Source organism: Mesorhizobium sp. LSJC269B00 (genome assembly GCF_000502815.1).
Lineage (GTDB): Bacteria > Pseudomonadota > Alphaproteobacteria > Rhizobiales > Rhizobiaceae > Mesorhizobium.
This window is the reverse complement of the sequence record NZ_AYVN01000005.1, coordinates 59,577-81,133: the sequence shown is the minus strand read 5'-3', so window position 1 is coordinate 81,133 and position 21,557 is coordinate 59,577. Positions and strand designations below refer to the sequence as shown.

Below are 21,557 nucleotides of genomic sequence, written 5' to 3'. Positions count from 1 at the left end.
CGAAGGTCGGCGAAAGCGCCCGAACTTCGACATCCACGGAGTGGAAACGAAGCGGAAGCGCAGACCCGAGGATGACGAAACGATGGGCGGCCCTACCTCGCTAACCCAAAAATCGCATCGCAATCGAGATGGCGCTCCAGTTCGGTTGCGATCTCGTCCAGAGCGTTTTCCACCTCCGCCCGATAGTCGACGCCGCCGCCTTTCACGCCGAGGCTTTCCAGGAATCTCGCTCGGAAAGCGTCGGCGGAAAACAGGCCGTGCAGATAGGTGCCAAAAACCTTGCCATCGGCGGAAATGGCACCGTCGTCGATGCCGTTGATCACAGCCGACGGCCGCGCCATGTCCGGCCCGGTGGTACGGCCGAGATGGATTTCGTAGCCCTCGAGCGCCAGGCCGAACGGCACCGAGCGGGCGCTGACATTGCGCACCGTCTTTTCCGGCTCCATCACCGTCTCGATGTCGAGCAGACCAAGACCTTCCGCCTCGGTGACGCTGCCCTCGATGCGATCGGGATCGCGCACCAGGCGGCCGAGCATCTGGAAGCCGCCGCAAATGCCGACGATATGGCCGCCGCGTTTGCGGTGCGCGAGGAGATCGCGATCCCAGCCATTCTCGCGGAACTTCATGAGATCGCCGATCGTCGATTTGGAACCGGGAATGACCACCAGGCCGGCATCCTCCGGCAAGCGCTGCCCCGGCGGCACAAACACCACTTCGACCTGCGGTTCGGCCTTGAGCGGGTCGAGGTCGTCGAAATTGGCGATGCGGCCAAGCATCGGCACGGCGACCTTCAACGCCCGCTTCTCGCCCGATGCCAGGCGTTCGAGCACGACCGAATCCTCCGAAGGCAATCGCGCCGCCGCCTTCAGCCACGGCACGACGCCAAAGCAGCGCCAGCCGGTGAAGCTTTCGATCGACCGGATGCCGTCGTCGAACAGCGAGACATCGCCGCGGAACTTATTGATGAGGTAGCCGACGATCATGCGCCTGTCTCCCTCCGGCAGGATCAGATGCGTGCCGGCGACCGAAGCGATGACGCCACCGCGGTCGATGTCGCCGACCAGGATGACCGGCACGTCGGCGCGCGTGGCAAAGCCCATATTGGCGATGTCGCGGCTGCGCAGGTTGATTTCGGCCGGCGATCCGGCGCCCTCGACGACGACCAGATCGGCGCCCTCACCGACCTTCGTCCAGGACTCCAGCACGGCGTCCATCAGCCCCGCTTTCATTGTCTGGTAGTCGCGCGCTCGCGCCTCGCCGAACACCTTGCCCTGCACGATCACCTGCGAACCGATGTCGCTCTGGGGTTTGAGCAGCACCGGATTCATATGCACGGTCGGCTGAACACCACACGCCAGCGCTTGCAGCCATTGCCCACGGCCAATCTCGCCGCCGCCGGGGCGGTCGTCGCCCGGAATGTCGGCGACGGCGGCATTGTTCGACATGTTCTGCGGCTTGAACGGCCTGACTTTCAGCCCGCGATTCCTGGCCGCGCGGCAGAGCCCCGCCACCAGCACCGTCTTGCCGACATCCGAACCCGTGCCTTGCAGCATGATCGCCTTNCGCCTTGGCCATGCTCAGCCCCTGCCCTGCGCGCCGGAAACGGTCGATTTCTGCGCCAGCGGCCCGCCGCGCCAGATGTAGAGCGCCAGCAACGCTTCGCTGCCGGTGCGCATGGCATGGCTGACATTGGAGGCGTGATGGATAATTTCGCCCGCCTGGCGGGTGTGAAAGCCGCCTTCGCCCATGCGCCACTCGGTGCCGCCGGTCAGCGGAATGTAGATCTCCTCGGCAATGTGATGATGGTCGGGATAGGTGATGCCGGGCCCCAGGATCAGCAATCCGGCCGCGACCTCTTCATTGGCGAAATGGCCGCGCGTGCCAAACACCTCCAGCCAGCCGTATTTCTGCAAGAACGCTTCACCAAAATCGCTCGCGTTGTAGGTCTGCCCCCAGCACAGATCGTCACGACGCTCCGCCAGCAGTTGCACCAGAGGCTGCGGGTCCGGCGGCGCCAGTTCGACAATGCGGTCGAGCAGACCAAGGCAAGGCAGCGGATGCGCTTCGAGCACGCGCGCCGTCATATTCCAGCCGATCCGGGTCACGGCGTCCCGCACCAGCGCGTTGTCCACGCCCCGGAGATAGGCATGGAAGCGGTCGAGCAATTCGTCGAAATATGTCGGCACGCAATGCTCCCTTGATCCATTCATGCACAGCGGCTGCGCGGCGAGCCGGGTTGCGCGGCGGCATCATTGGTCTAGATTGAGCGGCGCGCAAAGCCAAAAACAACAGGCCAGCAAGCCAACCCCAGCTGGGGAACACAGGGAGCACGCCATGGACGCCGCGGTCGATGCGAGCACCAGCCAGTTCGAGCTCAACGAGGAACAGCGCGCCATCCAGGAGATGGCACAGGCCTTCGCCGCCGATCGCGTTGCGCCCAATGCGCTCGAATGGGACCGGGCAAGACACTTTCCTGCCGATGTAATCCGCGAGACCGGCCCGCTCGGCCTCGGCGGCATCTATGTCAGGGACGATGTCGGCGGCTCGGCGCTCGGCCGGCTCGACGCCGTGCTGATCTTCGAGGCACTGTCGCACGCCGATCCGGCGTTTTCCTCCTTCATCTCGATCCACAATATGGCGGCGTCGATGATCGACCGCTTCGGCGACGACGAGCAGCGCCAACGCTTCCTGCCGAAGCTGACCTCGATGGAATGGCTGGCGAGCTACTGCCTGACCGAGCCGGGTTCAGGCTCGGATGCCGCGGCGCTGAAGACGCGCGCGGTGAAGAACGGCAACGACTATGTGCTTAACGGCGCCAAGCAGTTCATCTCCGGGGCCGGCGACAGCGACCTCTATGTCGTCATGGCGCGCACCGGCGCCGACGGGCCGAAGGGCATTTCCACCTTCGTCGTGCCGAAGGATGCGCCCGGCCTCTCCTTCGGCGCCAACGAGCACAAGATGGGCTGGCACATGCAGTCGACCCGCCAGGTGATCTTCGAGGACTGCAAGGTGCCGGCTGCAAACCTGCTGTCGGGGGAAGGCGCAGGTTTCGGCATCGCCATGGCCGGCCTTGACGGCGGCCGCCTCAATATCGCTGCCTGTTCGCTCGGCGGCGCGCAATCTGCGCTCGACAAGGCGCTGTCCTATACCGCCGAGCGCAAGGCTTTCGGCTCGAAGATCAACCAGTTCCAGGCGCTGCAGTTCAGGTTGGCCGACATGGAGACCGAATTGCAGGCAGCGCGGATCTTTCTCTACGCCGCCGCCTCGAAACTCGACCGCAAGGCGTCGGATGCCGGCAAATGGTCGGCCATGGCCAAGCGCTTCGTCACCGACATCGGCTTCAACGTCGCCAACGAGGCGCTGCAGCTGCATGGCGGTTATGGCTATCTTCATGATTACGGTATCGAAAAACTGGTGCGCGACCTGCGCGTCCACCAGATCCTCGAAGGCACCAACGAGATCATGCGCGTCATCATCGCGCGGGCGTTGATCGGACGGCAGTAGGCAGTAGGCAGTAGGCAGTAGGCAAAGATGACCGGCAAGGTCAACTCGTACAAGGATCTTATCGTATGGCAGCAGGCGATGGATCTGGCTATCAGCACCTACTCATTGACCAAGACATGGCCCAAAGAGGAATTATATGGGCTGACCAGCCAAATCCGCCGTTCAGCAACCTCTATCCCTGCAAACATCGCGGAAGGCTATGGCCGAGACAACCGAGGCTCCTATCAGCAATTTCTCAGGATAGCCCAAGGCTCGCTTAAGGAGTTCGAGACACACCTCCAAATCGCTCAACGCATTGGCGTTGCCACGCATGGGCAAGCTGAGCACCTGCTTCTGGCGGCCGAGGCCATCGGAAAAATGCTTCGCCAACTTATTCTCAAACTCGCACCCGAATAGGTCGCCCTACTGCCTACTGCCTACTGCCTACTGCCTACTGCCTACTGCCTACTGCCTACTGCCTACTGCCTACTGCCTACTGCCTACTGCCTACTCATCATGGAGCACCGCTATGACCACTGTCGCCTTCATCGGCTTGGGTAATATGGGCAATCCTATGGCCGCCAATCTGGTCAAGGCGGGTCATACGGTACATGGCTTCGACCTGATGCCGGAGAACCTGACCGTCGCGCGCGAGCATGGTGTCACCGTCATGGCTAATGCTGTTGCCGCGGTGAAGGACGTCGATGTCGTGATCACCATGCTTCCCGCCGGCAAGCACGTGCTCTCGGTCTACGAGGACATCGCACCCAAGGCCAAACCAGGCGCCCTGTTCATTGATTCCTCGACCATCGATGTCGAGTCGGCCCGCAAGGCGCATGCCGTAGCAAGGAAGCACGGGCTGCATTCGATCGACGCCCCCGTCTCCGGCGGCACCGGCGGTGCTGCTGCGGGAACGCTGACCTTCATGGCCGGCGGCGCCAAGGATGCCTTCGCCAAGGCCGAACCGGTCCTGAAGCCGATGGCAGGCCGCATCGTCCATTGCGGTGACGACGGCGCCGGTCAGGCAGCCAAAATCTGCAACAACATGATGCTCGGCATTTCGATGATCGGCGTCGCAGAGGCCTTCGTGCTGGCCGAAAAGCTCGGCCTCTCGCATCAGGCCCTGTTCGACGTTGCCTCGACTTCGTCGGGCCAGTGCTGGTCGCTGACCACCTATTGCCCGGTGCCGGGTCCCGTGCCGGCCTCACCCGCCAACCGCGACTACAAACCGGGCTTTGCCGCGGCACTCATGCTGAAGGACCTGAAACTGGCGCAGGAGGCGGCCCAAAGCGCCGGCGCGGTGACGCCAATGGGGGCCGAAGCGGCCCAGCTTTATGCGCTGTTCAACGCCCAGGGAAATGGCGGATCGGATTTTTCCGGCATCATAAATTTCCTTCGCGGCAGTTCTCTATAAGTTTCGAATTTGGCAGCGCTTTTCTCGATTTTTATTGCGCGGAAAAATTGCAAATTTAGATTTGCTTAAGCTCTCGATAACCCGGCGGTAACGATGTGCCTATATAACGGATGGCGAGGCGGACATATCGCATCCGCCCGGCGCTCCGGATCAGGTCTCGCGTACCGGAGCCCGTAAGTTTCGCAAGTGTATTGTTGGCGAAATGCCATGCGTATCTGGCAAAGCCGCGTTCCGATGGAGCGCGGTTTTTGCGTTTTGCAGTCCTATACTGTTCGATCTGAATTATATTCCGATTGCAGCGTTCGGAATTGCCTGATGGTCTTCATTGACCAGCACGATCGGTGCGCTGACCCCTTCGACCCTGACGATAAGCAGGCGCACAGTCCGGGCGCCCTGATTGCAAGGCGTCCGGCTGTCGTTCCATCTACTTCTTGCGCAAATCCGCTTGCGCCAGATCCAGCGCTTTGGCGATGCGATCGCAAGCCATGTCGATCGTCGCGCGGGTCCAGATCAGCGGCGGCGACAGGATCATCGTGTCGCCGGTGGCGCGCAGCATCAGGCCTTGCGCGATGGCGTGGTCGCGGACGGTGACGGCGGCACTGCCCGCCGGCAGGAAGCGCTCCTTGGTCGCCTTGTCCTTGACGATCTCGACCGCGCCCATCAGCCCGATCGATCGCACCTCGCCGACCAGTTCGTGGCCGGCAATGCGCTCCTGCAGCGCCTGGGCGAAGTAAGGTCCAGTGTCGTTCCTGACCCTGTCGACCAGGCCTTCTCGCTCCATGATCTCGAGATTCTTCAGCGCCACCGCGCAGGCCACCGGGTGACCCGAATAGGTATAGCCGTGGTAGAATTCGCCGCCCTTTTCGACCAGCGTCGCCGCGATACGGTCGCCGACCAGCAGCGCCGACAGCGGCTGATAGCCCGAGGTCAGTGCCTTGGCCGTGGTGATGGTGTCGGGCTCGATGCCGAAGGTCTGCGCCGCAAACCATTCGCCGGTGCGGCCATAGCCGGTGATGACCTCGTCCAGCATCAAAAGCACATCGTATTTGCGGCAGATGCGCTGCACTTCCGGCCAATAGCTCATCGGCGGTATTTTCACCCCGCCCGCTCCCATCACCGGCTCGCCGATGAAGGCAGCCACCTTGTCGGCGCCGGCCTCCAGAATGGCATCCTCGACCGCCTTGGCCGCGCGCAGGCCGAAATCATGGTCGCTTTCGCCAGGCAGCGCCAACTCATAGGCATAGGGCATCATCACATGGACGATGTTGGGAACCGCCCCGCCGAGCTGCTTGTGCATCGAATCCATGCCGCCGAGCGACGTGCCGGCGACGGTCGAGCCGTGATAGGCCGACTTGCGCGAGATGATGCGGTTCTTCTCCGGTTTGCCTTCCAGCACCCAATAGTGGCGCACGAGCCGCAGCGCCGTGTCGTTGGCCTCCGAGCCGGAGGAGCCGTAAAACACCTGGGCGATGCCCTTGGGCGCCAGCTCGGCCAGCTTCTTCGACAGCAGCACGGGCGTCGGCGTCGAGCATTTGAAGAAGGAATTATAGTAGGGCAATTCCTTCATCTGCGCGTAAGCGGCGTCGGCCAGCTCGTCGCGGCCATAGCCGACATTGACGCACCACAGCCCGGCCATGCCGTCGAGTATTTCGGTGCCGTCGGCATCGTAGATGAACGGGCCGTTGGCGTGGGTGATGATGCGCGAGCCGGTCTCGCGCAATTCCTTGTGGTCGGTGAAGGGATGCAGATGATGCGCGGCGTCAATCTGCTGAAGCTGCTTCAGCGAATAATTCTGGTAAGTCATGGGTTTGCTCTTTCCTCTGGAATCAAACCGGCAAGCTGCCGGGGCGACTTCGTCAGAGGACGGCGGGCGGCGAATAGCCGATGCGAGCGCACAGCCTGAGCAGTTCGGCGCGCAGCGTGCGCGGCGACGGTGTCACCGCGACCCCGAAGGCGCCGGATGTGCTCATGTAGACCATGGCGGCAGTCTATGCCGCCCGAGGCCCGAAATTCAAGCGGTGCCGCTCAATACCCTTTGCAGGAACACGTATTTCATGGCGGTTTGCGCCGCTTGCGGCCGGCGGTCGCCGCGCCCGCCATGGCCGCCTTCCGTCTCCTCGAAGAACAACGTCTTGCCGTGACCTGCTTCCTGCAGCTTCGCCGCCATCTTGCGGGCATGGCCGGGATGGACGCGGTCGTCGGCGGTTGATGTCGTGAGCAGCACCGGGGGATAGACGGCATCGGCCGAGACATGATGGTACGGCGAATAGGCGGCGAGCCAGTTGGCCTCTTCCGGTTTTGCCGGATCACCATATTCGCCGATCCACGAGGCGCCTGGCGGCAGTTCGGTGTAGCGCAGCATGTCGAGCAGCGGCACCTCGATGATGACGGCGCCGAACAGTTCGGGATGCTGCGTCAGGGAAACGCCGGTAAGCAGGCCGCCATTCGAGCCGCCCTGGATGCCGAGGGAAGCAGCGGTGGCGATGCCGCGCCTGACGACGTCCTGCGCCACCGCGGCGAAATCGTCGAAGGCAGTCTGGCGATTGCCCTTCAGCGCGGCCTGATGCCAGGCCGGCCCGAACTCGCCGCCACCGCGGATGCAGGCCTGCACATAGGCGTTGCCCTTTTCCAGCCACAGCCTGCCGCGCACGCCGGCATAGCCGGGCAGCAGCGGTATTTCGAAGCCGCCATAGCCGTAGAGCAGCGTCGGCACCGGACCCTTCTGGTCGCGCCGCCTGACGACGAAATACGGGACCATTGTGCCGTCCTTCGAGCGCGCCTCGAACTGTTCGGAGACCAGCGGCGCGGCGTCGAACCGAGCCGGCTGCGATTTCACGGTGGCCAGCGTCGCCCCGTTATCATCCGACCAGATGATCGAACTCGGCGTCAGGAAATCGGTGAAGGAGAAGGAGACGCTGGAACCGAAATGCTCGGCATGCGCGATGCCGACATTGCCGTTCTCGGGCAGCGCCACCGGCTTCAGCGACCAGCGGTCGCCGCTGCGCTCGGCGACAACGACCTTGCCGCGCACATTGTCCATCAGATTGATGAACAGCCGGTCCTGAGTGCGGGCAATGCCGGCGACCGAAACACGGTGCGCTGGCGCGAGCATGGTTTCAACAGGGCCCAGGTCGCCGGTGTCCATCCAGTGTTCGAAATCGAAGGAATAGAGGCCGTCCGGCAAGCACTCAGTGCCGCCCGGCGCCGTCCATGGGCTGCGCACCCCGAACACGAACCGGCCCTTGAACAGCGCGGTGTCGGTGACATCGTCCGGCAGCGGGATGCGCCGGTTTTCGCCCGACGGCAGGCGCAGAAAACTGTGCGAGGAGAAGAAGGCGATCGTGCGGGCCAGAAACAAATACTGCCTGTCGCCATCATGCTCGACCCCCGCGCCGGCCGCGAGATCCTGCTTCTCGGCCTCGAAGATCGGCGTCGCCTCCTCCAACCGGGTGCCGCGCTTCCACAGCTTGACGACGCGCGGATAACCGGACTGGGTCTTGTCGTCTTCATCGAAGGCAGCCGAGACAATGACCGTGTCCCTGTCCAGCCAGGAAAAGCCGGATTTCGAGGCGGGAGCGCGGAAGCCGCCCTCGATGAATGATTTGGTCTCGATGTCGAATTCGCGCATCTCGCTCGCATCGCCGCCATCCGGCGACATCGCCACCAGGCAAAGGTTGAAATCGGGGTAAAGGCGGCTGGCGCCGCTGAACACCCACTTCACCCCCTCCTTGGCCGACAGCACGTCGAAGTCGATGATCGTCTCCCACACAGGCTTCTCGGTCTTGTAGGAAGCAACCGTCGTGCGGCGCCAGAGGCCGAGCACATTGGTCTTGTCCTGCCAGAAATTATAGACTTGGCCGTTGAGCGCGGCACCGACCGCAATGTTGTCCTCGGCCGTCATCAGGTCGAGCGCCGTCTCGAAGGCCGCCTGGTAGGACGGATCGCCCTGTAGTTCGGCCACGGTGATCTGGTTCTGGCGATGCACCCAGTCGAGCGATTCCTTGCTGGTCCGGTCCTCCAGCCAGAGGAACTTGTCCTCCGCGGTGGCATCCGTCTGGCGTTTTGTCGTCGATTGGGTCACGCATGGTCTCCAGGCTAGTGGCGGGCAGCCCTGCCTACATCGCGTTGCAAGCGGTTTTATTCAAGATGGTACGTCAGGTCATCGGGGGAATGCGGCCTCAAACCATCCGCCGGCGCAGGACCGTGGCCACAGCCAGTGCCAGACAAATCGCGCCCAGCGTGATCGGCAGACCGGAGGCGCCGATCACATCCATGACGCCACCCGCCAGCGGCGGCACCACGATGCCGCCGATGCCCCACATCAGGGAGAAGGCGGCATTGCCGGCGACCAGCGCCGAGCCGGTAAAGCGCTCGCCGAGCTCGATGATCGACATGGTGTAGATGCCATAGGAGACCGCGCCCCAGATAAAGACGCAAGGCCAGATCAGCGGCGTCTCGATGAGCAGCGGCAACAGGGCGCAGCCCAGCACCGTCACCACGACGCAGATGAATCGCACCAGACGCGCCGTCAGCCGTTCCGCCAGCAAGCCGAGCGGCACCTGCATGGCGATGTTGCCTGCGATCATCACCGACAGCAGCGCCGACATGCGCGCTTCCGCGATGCCATAGTGCGTGCCGTAGACCGGCAGCAGCGCCAGCACGCCCTGTTCGAAACCGGCGGCAACGACCACCGCCGACAGCAATAGCCATGCCAGTGGCATGAAGCCCATGACCGAAACCCTGCGCCCGGCTTCGTCGACCTTCGGCAGTTGCGGCAGCACCAGCGCCAGGCAGGCGCCGCAGAAGATGAAGGCGGCGATCCCCACCAGGAATGGCGGCCATCCCACGGTGCCGACAACGAGCAGGCAGAGCGGCCCGGCAGCGAAGCCGGCCGAGATGATGGTTGAATAGACACCCATGACGCGACCGCGGCGCGATGGCGGCGCCAGTGCAATGACCCAGATTTCGCTCAAGACATAGAGCGGGTTGGTCACCACCCCGATCAAGAAGCGCAGCGGAAACCACAGATAGACATTCTGGGTCCAGCCGATCAGCGCAAGCACAATAGCCGAAAGCGCCGCGCAGGTAAGCGCGGTGCGCCCTGCCCCGAACCGGCGCGCCAGTGCCGGGATCAGCGGCGACGAGACAATGAAGCCGATCGGCGTCATTGCCGCCGAGAGCCCGATGATGGCCGGCGAAACGCCTTGGCGTTGCAGAATGAAGCTCAGCAGCGGATAGGACAGGCCTTGCGCGATGGCGAACATCGAGACGGTCGCGATCACGCCGCTGATCGCCGCCCACTGCATCTTCTCGTTGTCAGCTTCCGCCAGGTTCATCATTGGCACCTAAACCAGGCTCAGGACTAGCTTTTCTGTCCGACGCGGGTAAGCCCCGCCCCGGTAAAAACCGTTTGCTCCAGACAAGGCCTGTCATGAGTTTGGGCCTGTCAGGAGTTTTTGGGCCTGTCAGGAGTTTGGCGCTTGAACGATCGGTAAAGCGCGAAGCTCACCAGCAGCGCGTCGAGTCCGGCGATCACCACCGGCAGGCCGAGCGGACCGATGACCTGCATCAGCGCACCGGCGCCGGGCGGGCCGACAATGCCGCCGGCGCCCCACATCAAGGCAAAGGCGGCGTTACCGGCGACCAGCACGGTTCCCTTGAAGCGGCTGCCGAGCTCCACCAGCGCCATGGTGTAGACGCCATAGCCGACCGCTCCCATGACGAGAAGGACGAGCCAGATCGCCGGCGTCGTGATCAACAACGGCAGCAAAACCGCGCAGGCCGTTGTCGCCAACGCACAGAAGATGATCATCGCCCGCCCGCCGAAACGCTCGGCCAGCAGGCCGAGCGGGATTTGCAGGAAGATGTTTCCCAGCGACAGTGCCATCACCAGGGCCGCCAGCGTCCTTTCGGGCAGGCCATAGGCAGCACCGAAGACCGGCATCAATGCGTAGGTGCCCTGCTGGACCGCCGCCGAAACCAGCACGGCAAACAACAGCGCCGGCGCCAGCCTGGCGAAACCGAAAAAGCCGCCGGGCAATTGGCCGTCATCCTCGAAGCCGGCGAGGCTTGAGGAAACAGCACGAAGGATCGCGGCGCACAGGATGAAGCCGGCCATGCCGACCAGGAAAGGAACCCAGCCCGATATCCCTACCGCGGTCAGGACCAAAGGCCCCGCAGCATAGCCAGCGCCCAGCACGGTGTTGAATGCCCCCATCACCCTGCCGCGGCGCGACGGCGGCGCCAGCGACAGCGCCCATACTTCGCCCAGTATATAGAGCGGGTTGATGACGATACCGATGATGAAGCGGATGACGAACCAGCCCACCCAGTCCTGCAGGTAGCCGATGCCGAGGAAGCACAGCGCCCCAATCAATGAGCAACCCACAGCCAGGTTGCGCGCGCCGACCAGCCGAATGGCTGCCGGCACGAACGAGGCCGAAAGGATCAGGCCAAGCGGCATCATCGCTGCCGACAAGCCGATCAGCGCCGGCGACATGCCTTGCTTCTGCATCAGCAGCGTAAACAGCGGCGAGCTCAGCCCTTGCGCCGCACCGAACATCGCGAGGGCGGCAGTTACGCCGGCAAGCGCCGCCCATTGCGTCCCCGCTTCGCCATCGCTCGAACCGGTCGCAGCCATGATGCCTTCCACATGAATTGCCGGCCCATCCAGCGGCAAACCACTGAGCTAGCGGTTCGATTTAGGGAAAGGAAGGGCCGCGCCTGAAATCCCCTTGCGCCAAGAGCCGCAGTGGGCGCGTCCTGTCCGCTAATCCCCGGCAAGGTTGTCAACTATCGGACTGCCGTTCGGGCATGTCGCTTCCCTCGTCCTAGTGGTCGCCGCCTCCGCAATGGTCGGACAGCCGCCGGTCCATTATGCCGCCCGCTACCAGCATCGTACGAGGACCATCATGACCGCCGCCCTGCATCCAGCCGAACCGCCTTTGGCAACCGACCGGGCCCGTCGCGGTGGCCGTGCGGGCAAGCGCGCCGGCGGCTCGGCCGCCTTCGAACAGCCGGCTTTTCGGCAACTGAGAAATCCGCTAACGCCGACCAAGCTGGTCTCTGACGACGAGCTGGAATCGATCCACCTCGCCTCGCTGCGCGTCTTGAGGGAAATAGGCGTCGACGTGCTGCATGACGAAGCGCGCCGCATGATGAAGGAAAACGGCGCCGATGTCCGCGAGGGCAGCGAGCGCGTGCGCTTCGACAGCGACATGATCCTCGATCTCATCTCCAACTGCCCGCCGGAATTCACGCTCCATGCCCGCAACCCAGCGCACAATGTGCGCTTCGGCGGCAACAATGTGATCCTGTCGATGATGGCGTCGGCACCGAACTGCTCCGACCTCGATCGCGGCCGCCGTCCGGGCAACCAGCAGGACTACCGCAACTTCCTGCGTCTGGCGCAGATGCACAACATCCTGAACTGCACCGGCGGTTATCCGGTCGAGCCGACCGACATCCATCCTTCCGTGCGCCACCTCGAATGCATCCGCGACCTCGCCACGCTGACCGACAAGGTGTTCCACATCTATTCGCTCGGCAAGGAGCGCAATGTCGACGGCATCGAGATCGCCAGGATCGCCCGCGGCATCAGCCATGAGCAGATGCTCGAAGAGCCGTCCGTCTTCACCATCATCAACACCAATTCGCCGCTGAAACTGGATGTGCCGATGATGGAAGGCATCATCCAGATGTCGAGCAAGGGTCAGGTCGTCGTCATCACGCCCTTCACCCTGTCCGGCGCGATGGCGCCGGTGACCATCGCCGGTGCGCTGGTGCAGCAAAATGCCGAGGCGCTGTCCGGCATCGCCTTTGCCCAGATGGTGAGAAAGGGCGCGCCGGTTGGCTATGGCGGCTTCACCTCGAATGTCGACATGAAGTCAGGCTCGCCGGCCTTCGGCACGCCTGAATATATGAAGGCGCAGCTTGTCGGCGGCCAGCTTGCCCGCCGTTACAAGATCCCCTACCGCACCTCCAATACCTGCGCCGCCAACACGGTCGACGCGCAGGCAGCCTATGAAAGCGTGTTCTCGCTGTGGGGCGCCATCCAGGGCGGCGGCAATCTGATGATGCACGGCGCCGGCTGGCTCGAAGGTGGCCTGCGCTGTTCCTACGAGAAGACCATCCTGGACATCGACCTGTTGCAGATGGTGGCCGAGTTCCTCACCCCGCTCGACCTGTCCGACGAAGCGCTCGGCTTCGACGCCATCCAGTCGGTCGGCCCCGGCGGCCATTTCTTCGGCACCCAGCACACGCAGGACCGCTACAAGACAGCCTTCTACTCGCCCATCCTCTCCGACTGGCGCAATTTCGAGACCTGGGCCGAAGCCGGATCGCCGACCGCGCTGGAAAAGGCCAACAAGGTCTGGAAGGAGCGGCTGGCATCCTACGAGGAACCCTATATGGACCCGGCGATCCGCGAAGAGCTCAACGACTTCGTCGAAAAGCGCACGGCCGAAGGCGGCGCGCCGACCGATTTTTGATCAATGTTGTTGATGAACAGTCGACCCCCACTCCGTCGAGCTTCGCTCGACACCTCTCCCCCGATCGACGGGGGAGAGGAAAGGCGCGAGCCTNCCGTCGAGCTTCGCTCGACACCTCTCCCCCGATCGACGGGGGAGAGGAAAGGCGCGAGCCTATGCAAGGGCGCGAATTTATGCGGGCTGGCTCCCTTCCTCTCCCTCCGGAGGGGGGAGAGGTGGCGCCGCGAAGCGGCGACGGAGTGGGGGACGGCGCTCATGAAACCCGCAGTCGCCGCAAGATGGGCACCACCCAACGCGCGCGAACGCTGAGGCAAGGCGGCAATCAGGCGGAAGCATTGCTATGGCTTGAATTGAAGGCGCGCAAGCTTGGCGGCTATCGCTTCACCCGCCAGTTTTCCATCGGACCCTTTTTTGCAGACTTCGCCTGCCGCGAAAAATGGCTTGTCGTGGAAATCGACGGCCATCAACACGCCGGCAGCTCCTATGACCGTCGCCGTGACGATTTCATGCGCGCGCAAGGCCATTCGATCCTGCGTCTCTGGAACCATGACGTCCTGAACCATCGCACTTCCGTCTGCGAAACCATCCTTGCCGCGCTTGATGGCAGGTTGGCCGAGAACGTCGCTGCGGCCGATCTCCGCTTTGTTTTCACGCCACGCCCATTCGATTCAATCTCTTAAAAAACGGACCTATCTCTCATGAAATCTCACGTTAAAGCGGTTGTCATTGGCGGCGGCGTCGTTGGCTGCTCGGTGCTCTATCACCTGGCCAAGGCCGGCTGGACCGACATCATGCTGATCGAGCGGTCCGAGCTCACCTCCGGCTCGTCCTGGCACGCAGCCGGCGGGTTCCACACGCTGAACGGCGATCCCAATGTCGCCAAGCTGCAGGCATATACGGTGCAGCTCTACAAGGAGATCGAGGAAATCTCCGGCCAGTCCTGCTCGCTGCATCTGACCGGCGGCGTGATGATGGCCGATACGCCCGAGCGCATGGATTTTCTGCGCCTGGCCCACGCCAAGGGCCGCTATCTCGGCATGGACACCGAACTGATCACGCCCTCCGAAGCCAAGGCGATGTTCCCGCTGATGGACGAGACCAATTTCGTCGGCGCCATGTGGGATCCGGTCGAAGGCCATCTCGATCCCTCCGGCACGACGATCGCCTACTCCAAGGCGGCCAAGAAGCTGGGCGCCGAGATCGTGCTGCGCAACCGCGTCGTCGACTTGACGCAGGAAGTTGACGGCACCTGGAACGTCGTCACCGAACAGGGCACCGTCCACGCCGAGCATGTCGTCAACTGCGGCGGCCTGTGGGCGCGCGAGATCGGCCGCATGGTCGGCGTCGAACTGCCGGTGCTGGCCATGGAGCACATGTACCTGCTCACCGAGCCGATGCCCGAGGTCGAGGAATTCAACAAATCGACCGGCCGCGAGATGATCGGCGTGCTCGACTTCAAGGGCGAGATCTACACCCGCCAAGAGCGCAACGGCATCCTGCTCGGCACCTATGAAAAAGCCTGCAAACCCTGGTCGCCGGTCAATACGCCGTGGGATTTCGGCCATGAACTGCTGCCGCCCGACCTCGACCGCATCGCGCCGTCGCTGGAGATCGGCTTCAAGCATTTCCCCGGCATCGAGAAAGCCGGCATCAAGCAGATCATCAACGGCCCCTTCACCTTCGCGCTCGACGGAAATCCGCTGGTCGGGCCGGTGCAGGGCCTGACCAATTTCTGGTGCGCCTGCGCCGTCATGGCCGGCTTCAGCCAGGGCGGCGGCGTCGGCCTCGCGCTGTCCAACTGGATGGTGCATGGCGATCCCGGCTTCGACGTCTGGGGCATGGATGTCGCCCGCTTCGGCGAGTGGGCCGGCCTGCGCTACACCAACGCAAAGGTGCGCGAAAACTATTCGCGCCGCTTCTCCATCCGCTTCCCCAATGAAGAGCTGCCGGCTGCGCGCCCTGCACAAACCACCCCGCTCTATGACACGATGCTCGCCAACAACGCCGTAATGGGCGATAGCTGGGGCCTGGAGACCCCGCTGTGGTTCGCGCCGAAGGGCAAGGAGCCGAAGGACGTCGTCTCCTTCCACCGCTCAAACGATTTCGGTCCTATCGGCGAGGAAGTGCGCGCCACGCGCGAACGCGTCGGCGTCACCGAAATCGCCAACTTCGCCAAATACGAAGTGTCGGGACCTGCGGCTGAGGATTTCCTCAACCGGCTGATGACCAACCGCATGCCGAAGATCGGCCGCATCGTGCTGACGCCGATGATCAACGAGTTCGGCAAGCTGATCGGCGACTTCACCATCGCCAAGGCAGGCGAAGACAGATTTATGATCTGGGGTTCGTCCGCCGCGCAGAAGTACCACATGCGCTGGTTCGAAAAGCACCTGCCGAAGGATGGTTCGGTGCGCATCCACCGCTTCGATCAGACGCTCGTCGGCCTGTCGATCGCCGGGCCGAAATCGCGCGATCTCTTGCAGAAGCTGGTCGATGTCGACATCTCGACCAAGGCGTTTCGCTTCATGGATTTCCGCGAAATGGCGGTCGGCGGCGCGCCCTGCATGGTCAACCGCATCACCTATACCGGTGATCTCGGCTATGAAATCTGGATGGCGCCGGCCTATGAGCGCCTGGTCTACAAGGCGATCAAGGACGCCGGCGAGGAGTTCGGCCTCGTCGATTTCGGCATGCGCGCTTTGCTCTCCATGCGCCTGGAGAAGAACTTCCCGACCTGGTACCGCGAGCTGCGGCCGATCTACGGCCCGTTCGAAGGCGGGATGGACCGCTTCATCAAGCTGGAGAAGAACGACTTCATCGGCCGCGAGGCCGCCGCCAAGGAACAGGCGGAAGGACCGAAACTGCGCCGTGTCTCCTTCATCATTGATGCGGCCGACGCCGATGTCATGGGCGACGAGCCGATCTGGGCCAAGGTCGGCAAGGACTATGGCACGGTGGAAAAGCCGCATGGCTATGGCGCGCCGCGCTTCGACATGGCGGGCAAGGAAGTGCGTGGCTCGAAGGCTGCCGAAGGCGCTTCCGCCGTGCGCGGCATCGTCGACGGCGACTGGCGCGTGGTCGGCTGGGTCACCTCGGGCGGTTATGCGCACTATGTGCAGAAATCGATGGCGCAGGGCTATGTGCCGGCGGCACTCGCCGAGGACGAAAGTGCCGGACTGTTCGAGATCGAGATCCTCGGCCACCGGCGTCCGGCGCGTATCAATGTCGAGGCGCCCTTCGACCCCAGCGGCGAGAAGATGCGGACCTGAAAAGGCGACAGGGAGCGTGAGATCGTGTAAGGGGCCTTCGGCAGTTGGCCGCAGGCATTTCCCTCGATGAGAAGACGATCCCCTTGCAGTATCTAGAGAAATGGACGGACTGGCTCGGCGAAGGCAAGGTCGGTCCCTTCAACGCCGCACTGGTCTGCGTCGCGGTCTATTGCGTCGTCCAGATCGTGGTGATGGCGCTGCTGTCCCATGTCGTGGGAACCGGTGTCGGCGTCGACGATTCCGAACAGCTGATGTACATGCACTACCTCTGGGCTGGCTATGGCGGCTCGCAGCCGCCGCTCTACACCTGGCTTGCCCGCCTCGTCGCCGCCGTGGTCGGAACGAACATCCTGGCGCTCAAGATCGTGAAGTACCTGCTGATCGGAGCGGCGCTGGCGTCGGTTTTCATCGCTGTCCGCCGCCTGGGCTATTCCAGCCGCGCTGGCGCCGCCGCATTGTTCGGCCTGCTGTTGTTTCCGCAGATGGTGTGGGAGATGCAGCACGCCCTCACCCACTCGATCGCCGCTTTCTGTTTTTCAGTGGTGCTGTTTCTTGCGCTCGTCGAACTGGTGCAGCGGCGTTCGCTGGCCACCTATGTGCTGTTTGGCGTGGCGATGGCCGCCGCCATCCTGTCGAAATACAACAACGCGATCTTTCTCGGCGCGCTGATGCTGTCCACCCTGTCGCTGCGCGAAACGCGCGGCGTCATCCTCAACCGCCGGTTTTCGATCAGCCTTGTCGTGGCGGTGCTGCTTTGCCTGCCGACGCTCTACTGGAACCTGACCTACACCGACCAGTTGCTGTCGCACAGCGGCGGCTTCGGCATGGGCAGAGGAGAAAGCGCCATACAAACCGCATTCTACGGAATGCGCGGACTGGGCAAGGCTATCCTGTATTTCGCCGTGTTGCCGGCCGGCATATTCGTCGCGGCTTTGCTCATCGCATGGAAAAAGCCGGCGCCGGCTCTGCAACCGGCGCCATGGACCGAGAAACTGGTGTGGCGCACCATCGCTTTTGCCCTGGCGATGACCATCGTGCTCGTCCTGGCGAGCGGGACGACGCAATTTCGCGATCGCTGGATGCTTCCCATTCTTGTGTTGCTGCCGGTCGCGCTGGCCTTGCGGATGGATGCCAGAGGCGACAAGGGAAGGAAGGTGCAGGACGTCGTCGTCTTTGTCGGCGCAACGCTTGCCATCCTCGTGCTGCCGGTGACCTGGTACACGCACCTCAATGGCGGCGACAGCCGCGGCAGCATCGTGCGTGTCGACTACCAGTCGCTCTATGGCCAGCTGACGGCAAACGGTCCGGTTCGCACGGCGATATCGAGCTGGCACTGGGTGGGAAATCTGCGTCTTGTCGATCCCGATCTGGTCGTGCTCGACGACGAGATGCCGGACTTCGGCCATTTGCTGATCGAGCCGGCGGTGCTCGTGATGGCCAATGACAAGGAACCTCCCGAGGGCATCCTGCGGGCCTTGAGCGAGGCCGGCTATGTCGCTGACGGCTCGCCGCAGCAGTTGGTCGTCCCGATGCTGTTCGACAGCGAGCCGCCCACCCGCACGCTGACGGTCACGCGGCTGAAGAAAGCGGCCGCGGGCGCAGCGCCACAGTAAGTCGGCAGGGAGGCGTCGGGTGGAGAAACAAGGGTTCGGCCGTCACCGCAAGATCATGCCGTTCGAGCCGGGCTCCGTCGAAGCCTTGCGCGACGCCTCGCGCCAGAAAGCGGCGTCGCTGAACCAGCATGTGCTGGGCTATGGCGCGCTGGCTGAAACCGAATGGCAAGCGGCAGGCATCGCCGCGCCCGATCTTGCCGCTATGCGCCAATACCGGCTCGAGCGCATCCGAGCCGAACTGAGGCGCCGAAACTACGCCGGCGCGCTGCTCTACGACCCCGTCAACATCCGCTACGCCACCGATTCGACCAACATGCAGCTGTGGGTCGCGCACAATCCGACCCGCCACTGCTTCATCGCCACTGAGGGACCCGTGGTGCTGTTCGACTATTTCTCCTGCGAGCATCTGTCCGACCATTCCGGCGTCGTCGACGAGGTGCGGCCGGCAGTGTCGTGGATGTACCTCTATGGCGGCGAGCTGACCGAGCACAAAGTCCGCCGCTGGGCGGCCGGCATCGCCGATCTGGTCAAGGAGCATGGCGGCGGCAACAGCCGCATTGCGGTCGACCACATCAACCCGGAAGGCGTCGAGGAACTCGCCCGGCTCGGCATCTCGATTGGCAATGGCGAAGCGGTGATGGAAAATGCGCGGCTGATCAAATCGCCGGACGAGATCCTCGCCATGCGCCGCGCAATCGTCGCTTGCGAAGCGGCGATGGGTGAAATGGAGAAGGCGCTGACGCCGGGCATTTCCGAAAACGAATTGTGGGCCGAACTCCACCGCGGCAACATTGCGCGCGGCGGCGAATGGATCGAAACCCGGCTGCTTGCCTCGGGGCCGCGCACCAATCCGTGGTTCCAGGAATGCTCATCGCGGGTGATCGAGGAAGGCGACCTCGTCGCCTTCGACACCGACCTGATCGGTCCCTACGGCTTCTGCGCCGATCTCTCCCGCACCTGGCTTTGCGGTGACGCCAGGCCGTCGAACGAGCAGCGCGACCTGTTCCGCATCGCCGCCGACCAGATCGCCCACAACACGCAATTGATGCAGCCCGGCATATCCTTTCGCGACCTGGTCGAACGCTCCGTGGTGCCGCCGGGAGATTGCTTCCCGACACGCTACGGCGTGCTCTATCACGGCGTCGGCCTGGCCGACGAGTACCCGACCCTGCCGCATGCAAGCGACTGGACGCCGGACACGCCCGACGGCGCGCTGGAGCCGGGAATGGTGCTGTGCGTGGAAAGCTATATCGGCCGTCTCGGCGGCCATGAGGGCGTCAAGATCGAGGAACAGATCCTGATCACCGCGACCGGTAACGAGCAGCTTTCAACCTACAAGCTGGATGCGAGGCTGCTCGGCTGATCCGGCAAGCGCCTCGCGCAGAGCCTTGAGCGTCTTTTCCGGCGTCGTCCTGGCGGTGATGTAGGGCAGGCCTTTGCGCCTTGCCGTCCAGCCGACGACCTTCACGGCGTTTGCCGCAGGTTCGAAACGCTGCGCCAGCGCCCAGCTCTCACAGTCGATGGCAGCTATATCCGCCTTGCCCTCGGCGACCGCGACGATCGAGCCGCGATGGCCACCGCTTTCGCTGCGCGAGGAAAAGATATCCAGGCTTTCGCCGGCGGCCTGCAGGTCGCGCGCCAGTGCAATGATGCCCGACATCGAATCGAGGCTGTTGTAGGTAAAACGCTTGCCGCGCATCAGATCGAGCGGCAGCGAGGCTTTGCCATCCGCGGGCGAGCTAACCTCCGGTCCCTCGCCCGTCCGCATCACCAGCGCGCTCGAATAGAGTTCGCCTTCGCCGCCCTCGTAAGCGTCGTAGCTCGGCTGGCCGACCACCTGCACATGCTTGCTCAGGCCGAGTTCCATCGGCCCCCAGCAGGTCTGCGCGAACAGCAGCGCCGGATGCAGCCAAAGCTGGTGATGGTCGAGTTCGTCCGGCGGCAGTGTCGCCGGATCGGGCGCGATCAGTCTGCCCTCGGCGTCGTGGATACCGCCCGGCACCGGCGGCAGGTCGCCATTGCGGCGCACGATTGTCTGCGGCCCATCGACGCCCTTGTGCCGAAAAGCATCGCGCAACGCTGCCCATTGCGCGTCGACCTCGCCGCGCACTTCGGGCCAGTCATACATCGGCAATGCCGCAACCAAATCACTCATGCCGACACTCAATCATCATGGCTCGGGAAAGGATCGCAAAAACGCGGCGTCCAATCAGAATTGGCCGACACGGGTTCGGGAAGTCCGGGGATTATTCCTTCGGCGGCTCGGCCGGAACCGGCGCGCTGCCAAGCCCGCTGATGCTGCGCGCCCTGATGCGCGGCTTGAACGCCCTGCCCGGCTCGGGCTGGCGGCGCAGCACCGGGTGCACGATCGGCTCCTTGGCCTTGAAGGCGTAGGCTTTGATCAGTGCGAAATAGTTCGGATAGGCGTAGCCATTGTTCATCCGCAGCCACTCGTCGCGGCGGTCGGCAAACAGTTTTGGCAGCCTGTACCAGGCAACGGTCGGGGTCTTGTGGTGAACGAAGTGCAGATTGTTGTTGAGGAACAGGAACGACAGCGGCGAGCGCTCGATGATCACCGTGCGTCCTTCAGGGTGCTCGGACCACTGATGTTCGGCGAAAGTCCGGACCGCGATCAGCGACTGGCCGAGCCAGACCGGCACCAGAATGTAGAGCCATACCGGAATGCCGAAACCGAACTGCACGATCGGCACCACGATGGCGAGGCCGATCGCATGCAGCAGCCATGCCTTGCCGATCACCTTGTCGCCGGCAATCACATGCCTGGCGTCGTCGACGAAGAAACCGATGCAGGACAGCCAGGGGCCGAGAAAGAAACGGCCGGCCATGGTGTTGTTGATCTTGAGCAGGAATTTCATCGTCGGCGGCAGATCGTCATGCATCCACAACGCCTGGTAATAGCTCTCGGGATCGTCGAGCGGATCGGTCAGGCGCTCGTCGGCGTGGTGGCGCAAATGGAGCGTCTTGAAGCGACGGAACGGCCAGACCAGGCCGATCGGCAGGAAGACGAAGGCTTCGTTGATGAGCGCTCTGCGCGTCGGATGGCCATGCAGCACTTCGTGCATGATCGACGACTGCAAGGCCAGGATGAAGCCGAGGAGAAGAAGTGCCGGGATCGGATAAGAGGGCCAGAGCAGGAGCCCGGCAGCGAGCCACATTCCGTAACAGAAGAAAGCGAGGACCACGGTCGGCCACTCGATGGCCGCTGCGTCGCGTCGCTTGATGCGCTTGCCTGTCATGCTATCGACCACTGTCCCTCAGTCGCCGGAAT

General features: G+C 63.4%; 17 protein-coding genes. 8 read left to right on the top strand and 9 right to left on the bottom strand.

The window, feature by feature from the left end:
- Positions 1-92: 92 nt before the first annotated feature.
- Both X771_RS151330 and X771_RS151335 read right to left on the bottom strand, forming a co-directional pair.
- Positions 93-1,553, bottom strand: coding sequence for a cobyric acid synthase (locus X771_RS151330; protein WP_023688139.1), 1,461 nt, complete (start codon positions 1,551-1,553; stop codon positions 93-95).
- Positions 1,554-1,577: 24 nt separating this feature from the next.
- The gene (locus tag X771_RS151335; protein ID WP_023670427.1) at positions 1,578-2,186 is read right to left on the bottom strand and encodes a dimethylsulfonioproprionate lyase family protein; all 609 of its coding nucleotides are present in this window, start codon (positions 2,184-2,186) and stop codon (positions 1,578-1,580) included.
- Between the two features lie 148 nt (positions 2,187-2,334).
- Between X771_RS151335 and X771_RS151340 the strand changes: the two genes are divergently transcribed.
- The 3 genes from X771_RS151340 (at position 2,335) to mmsB (ending at position 4,897) form a co-directional block, all read left to right on the top strand.
- Entirely contained in the window at positions 2,335-3,504 is a 1,170-nt protein-coding gene (locus X771_RS151340) for an isobutyryl-CoA dehydrogenase (RefSeq protein ID WP_023688138.1), read from the top strand.
- A gap of 27 nt (positions 3,505-3,531) precedes the next feature.
- The gene (locus tag X771_RS151345; protein WP_023688137.1) at positions 3,532-3,900 is read left to right on the top strand and encodes a four helix bundle protein; all 369 of its coding nucleotides are present in this window, start codon (positions 3,532-3,534) and stop codon (positions 3,898-3,900) included.
- Positions 3,901-4,012: 112 nt separating this feature from the next.
- Entirely contained in the window at positions 4,013-4,897 is an 885-nt protein-coding gene (gene mmsB / locus X771_RS151350) for a 3-hydroxyisobutyrate dehydrogenase (RefSeq protein WP_023688136.1), read from the top strand.
- Positions 4,898-5,321: 424 nt separating this feature from the next.
- Here the strand turns inward: mmsB and X771_RS151355 are convergent, their stop codons facing one another.
- The 5 genes from X771_RS151355 to X771_RS151375 form a co-directional block, all read right to left on the bottom strand.
- The gene (locus tag X771_RS151355) at positions 5,322-6,701 is read right to left on the bottom strand and encodes an aspartate aminotransferase family protein (RefSeq protein ID WP_023688135.1); all 1,380 of its coding nucleotides are present in this window, start codon (positions 6,699-6,701) and stop codon (positions 5,322-5,324) included.
- A 52-nt stretch (positions 6,702-6,753) separates the two neighbouring features.
- A complete protein-coding gene (locus X771_RS151360; RefSeq protein WP_023670422.1) occupies positions 6,754-6,876 on the bottom strand; it encodes a hypothetical protein in 123 nt (40 codons plus the stop codon).
- Between the two features lie 32 nt (positions 6,877-6,908).
- Positions 6,909-8,978, bottom strand: coding sequence for a prolyl oligopeptidase family protein (locus X771_RS151365; protein ID WP_023688134.1), 2,070 nt, complete (start codon positions 8,976-8,978; stop codon positions 6,909-6,911).
- A 97-nt stretch (positions 8,979-9,075) separates the two neighbouring features.
- A complete protein-coding gene (locus tag X771_RS151370; RefSeq protein WP_023688133.1) occupies positions 9,076-10,233 on the bottom strand; it encodes an MFS transporter in 1,158 nt (385 codons plus the stop codon).
- Positions 10,234-10,343: 110 nt separating this feature from the next.
- Entirely contained in the window at positions 10,344-11,537 is a 1,194-nt protein-coding gene (locus tag X771_RS151375; RefSeq protein ID WP_023688132.1) for an MFS transporter, read from the bottom strand.
- A 271-nt stretch (positions 11,538-11,808) separates the two neighbouring features.
- Here X771_RS151375 and X771_RS151380 point away from each other — a divergent pair, with 271 nt between their 5' ends.
- From X771_RS151380 to X771_RS151400, 5 genes are all read left to right on the top strand, one after another.
- Positions 11,809-13,386, top strand: coding sequence for a trimethylamine methyltransferase family protein (locus X771_RS151380; protein WP_023688131.1), 1,578 nt, complete (start codon positions 11,809-11,811; stop codon positions 13,384-13,386).
- A gap of 215 nt (positions 13,387-13,601) precedes the next feature.
- Positions 13,602-14,066: a DUF559 domain-containing protein gene (locus tag X771_RS151385; protein ID WP_023688130.1), complete on the top strand. Its 465-nt coding sequence runs from the start codon at positions 13,602-13,604 to the stop codon at positions 14,064-14,066.
- A gap of 18 nt (positions 14,067-14,084) precedes the next feature.
- A complete protein-coding gene (locus X771_RS151390) occupies positions 14,085-16,655 on the top strand; it encodes an FAD-dependent oxidoreductase (RefSeq protein ID WP_023688129.1) in 2,571 nt (856 codons plus the stop codon).
- Positions 16,656-16,699: 44 nt separating this feature from the next.
- Entirely contained in the window at positions 16,700-18,268 is a 1,569-nt protein-coding gene (locus X771_RS151395; RefSeq protein WP_023688128.1) for a glycosyltransferase family 39 protein, read from the top strand.
- Between the two features lie 55 nt (positions 18,269-18,323).
- Positions 18,324-19,631 (top strand): Xaa-Pro peptidase family protein, encoded by a 1,308-nt coding sequence (locus X771_RS151400; protein WP_023688127.1) that lies wholly within the window; start codon positions 18,324-18,326, stop codon positions 19,629-19,631.
- Here the strand turns inward: X771_RS151400 and X771_RS151405 are convergent.
- A complete protein-coding gene (locus tag X771_RS151405) occupies positions 19,596-20,423 on the bottom strand; it encodes a PhnD/SsuA/transferrin family substrate-binding protein (RefSeq protein ID WP_023688126.1) in 828 nt (275 codons plus the stop codon). The genes X771_RS151400 and X771_RS151405 overlap by 36 nt on opposite strands.
- A gap of 91 nt (positions 20,424-20,514) precedes the next feature.
- A complete protein-coding gene (locus X771_RS151410) occupies positions 20,515-21,525 on the bottom strand; it encodes a fatty acid desaturase (protein ID WP_031202678.1) in 1,011 nt (336 codons plus the stop codon).
- Positions 21,526-21,557 lie beyond the last annotated feature (32 nt).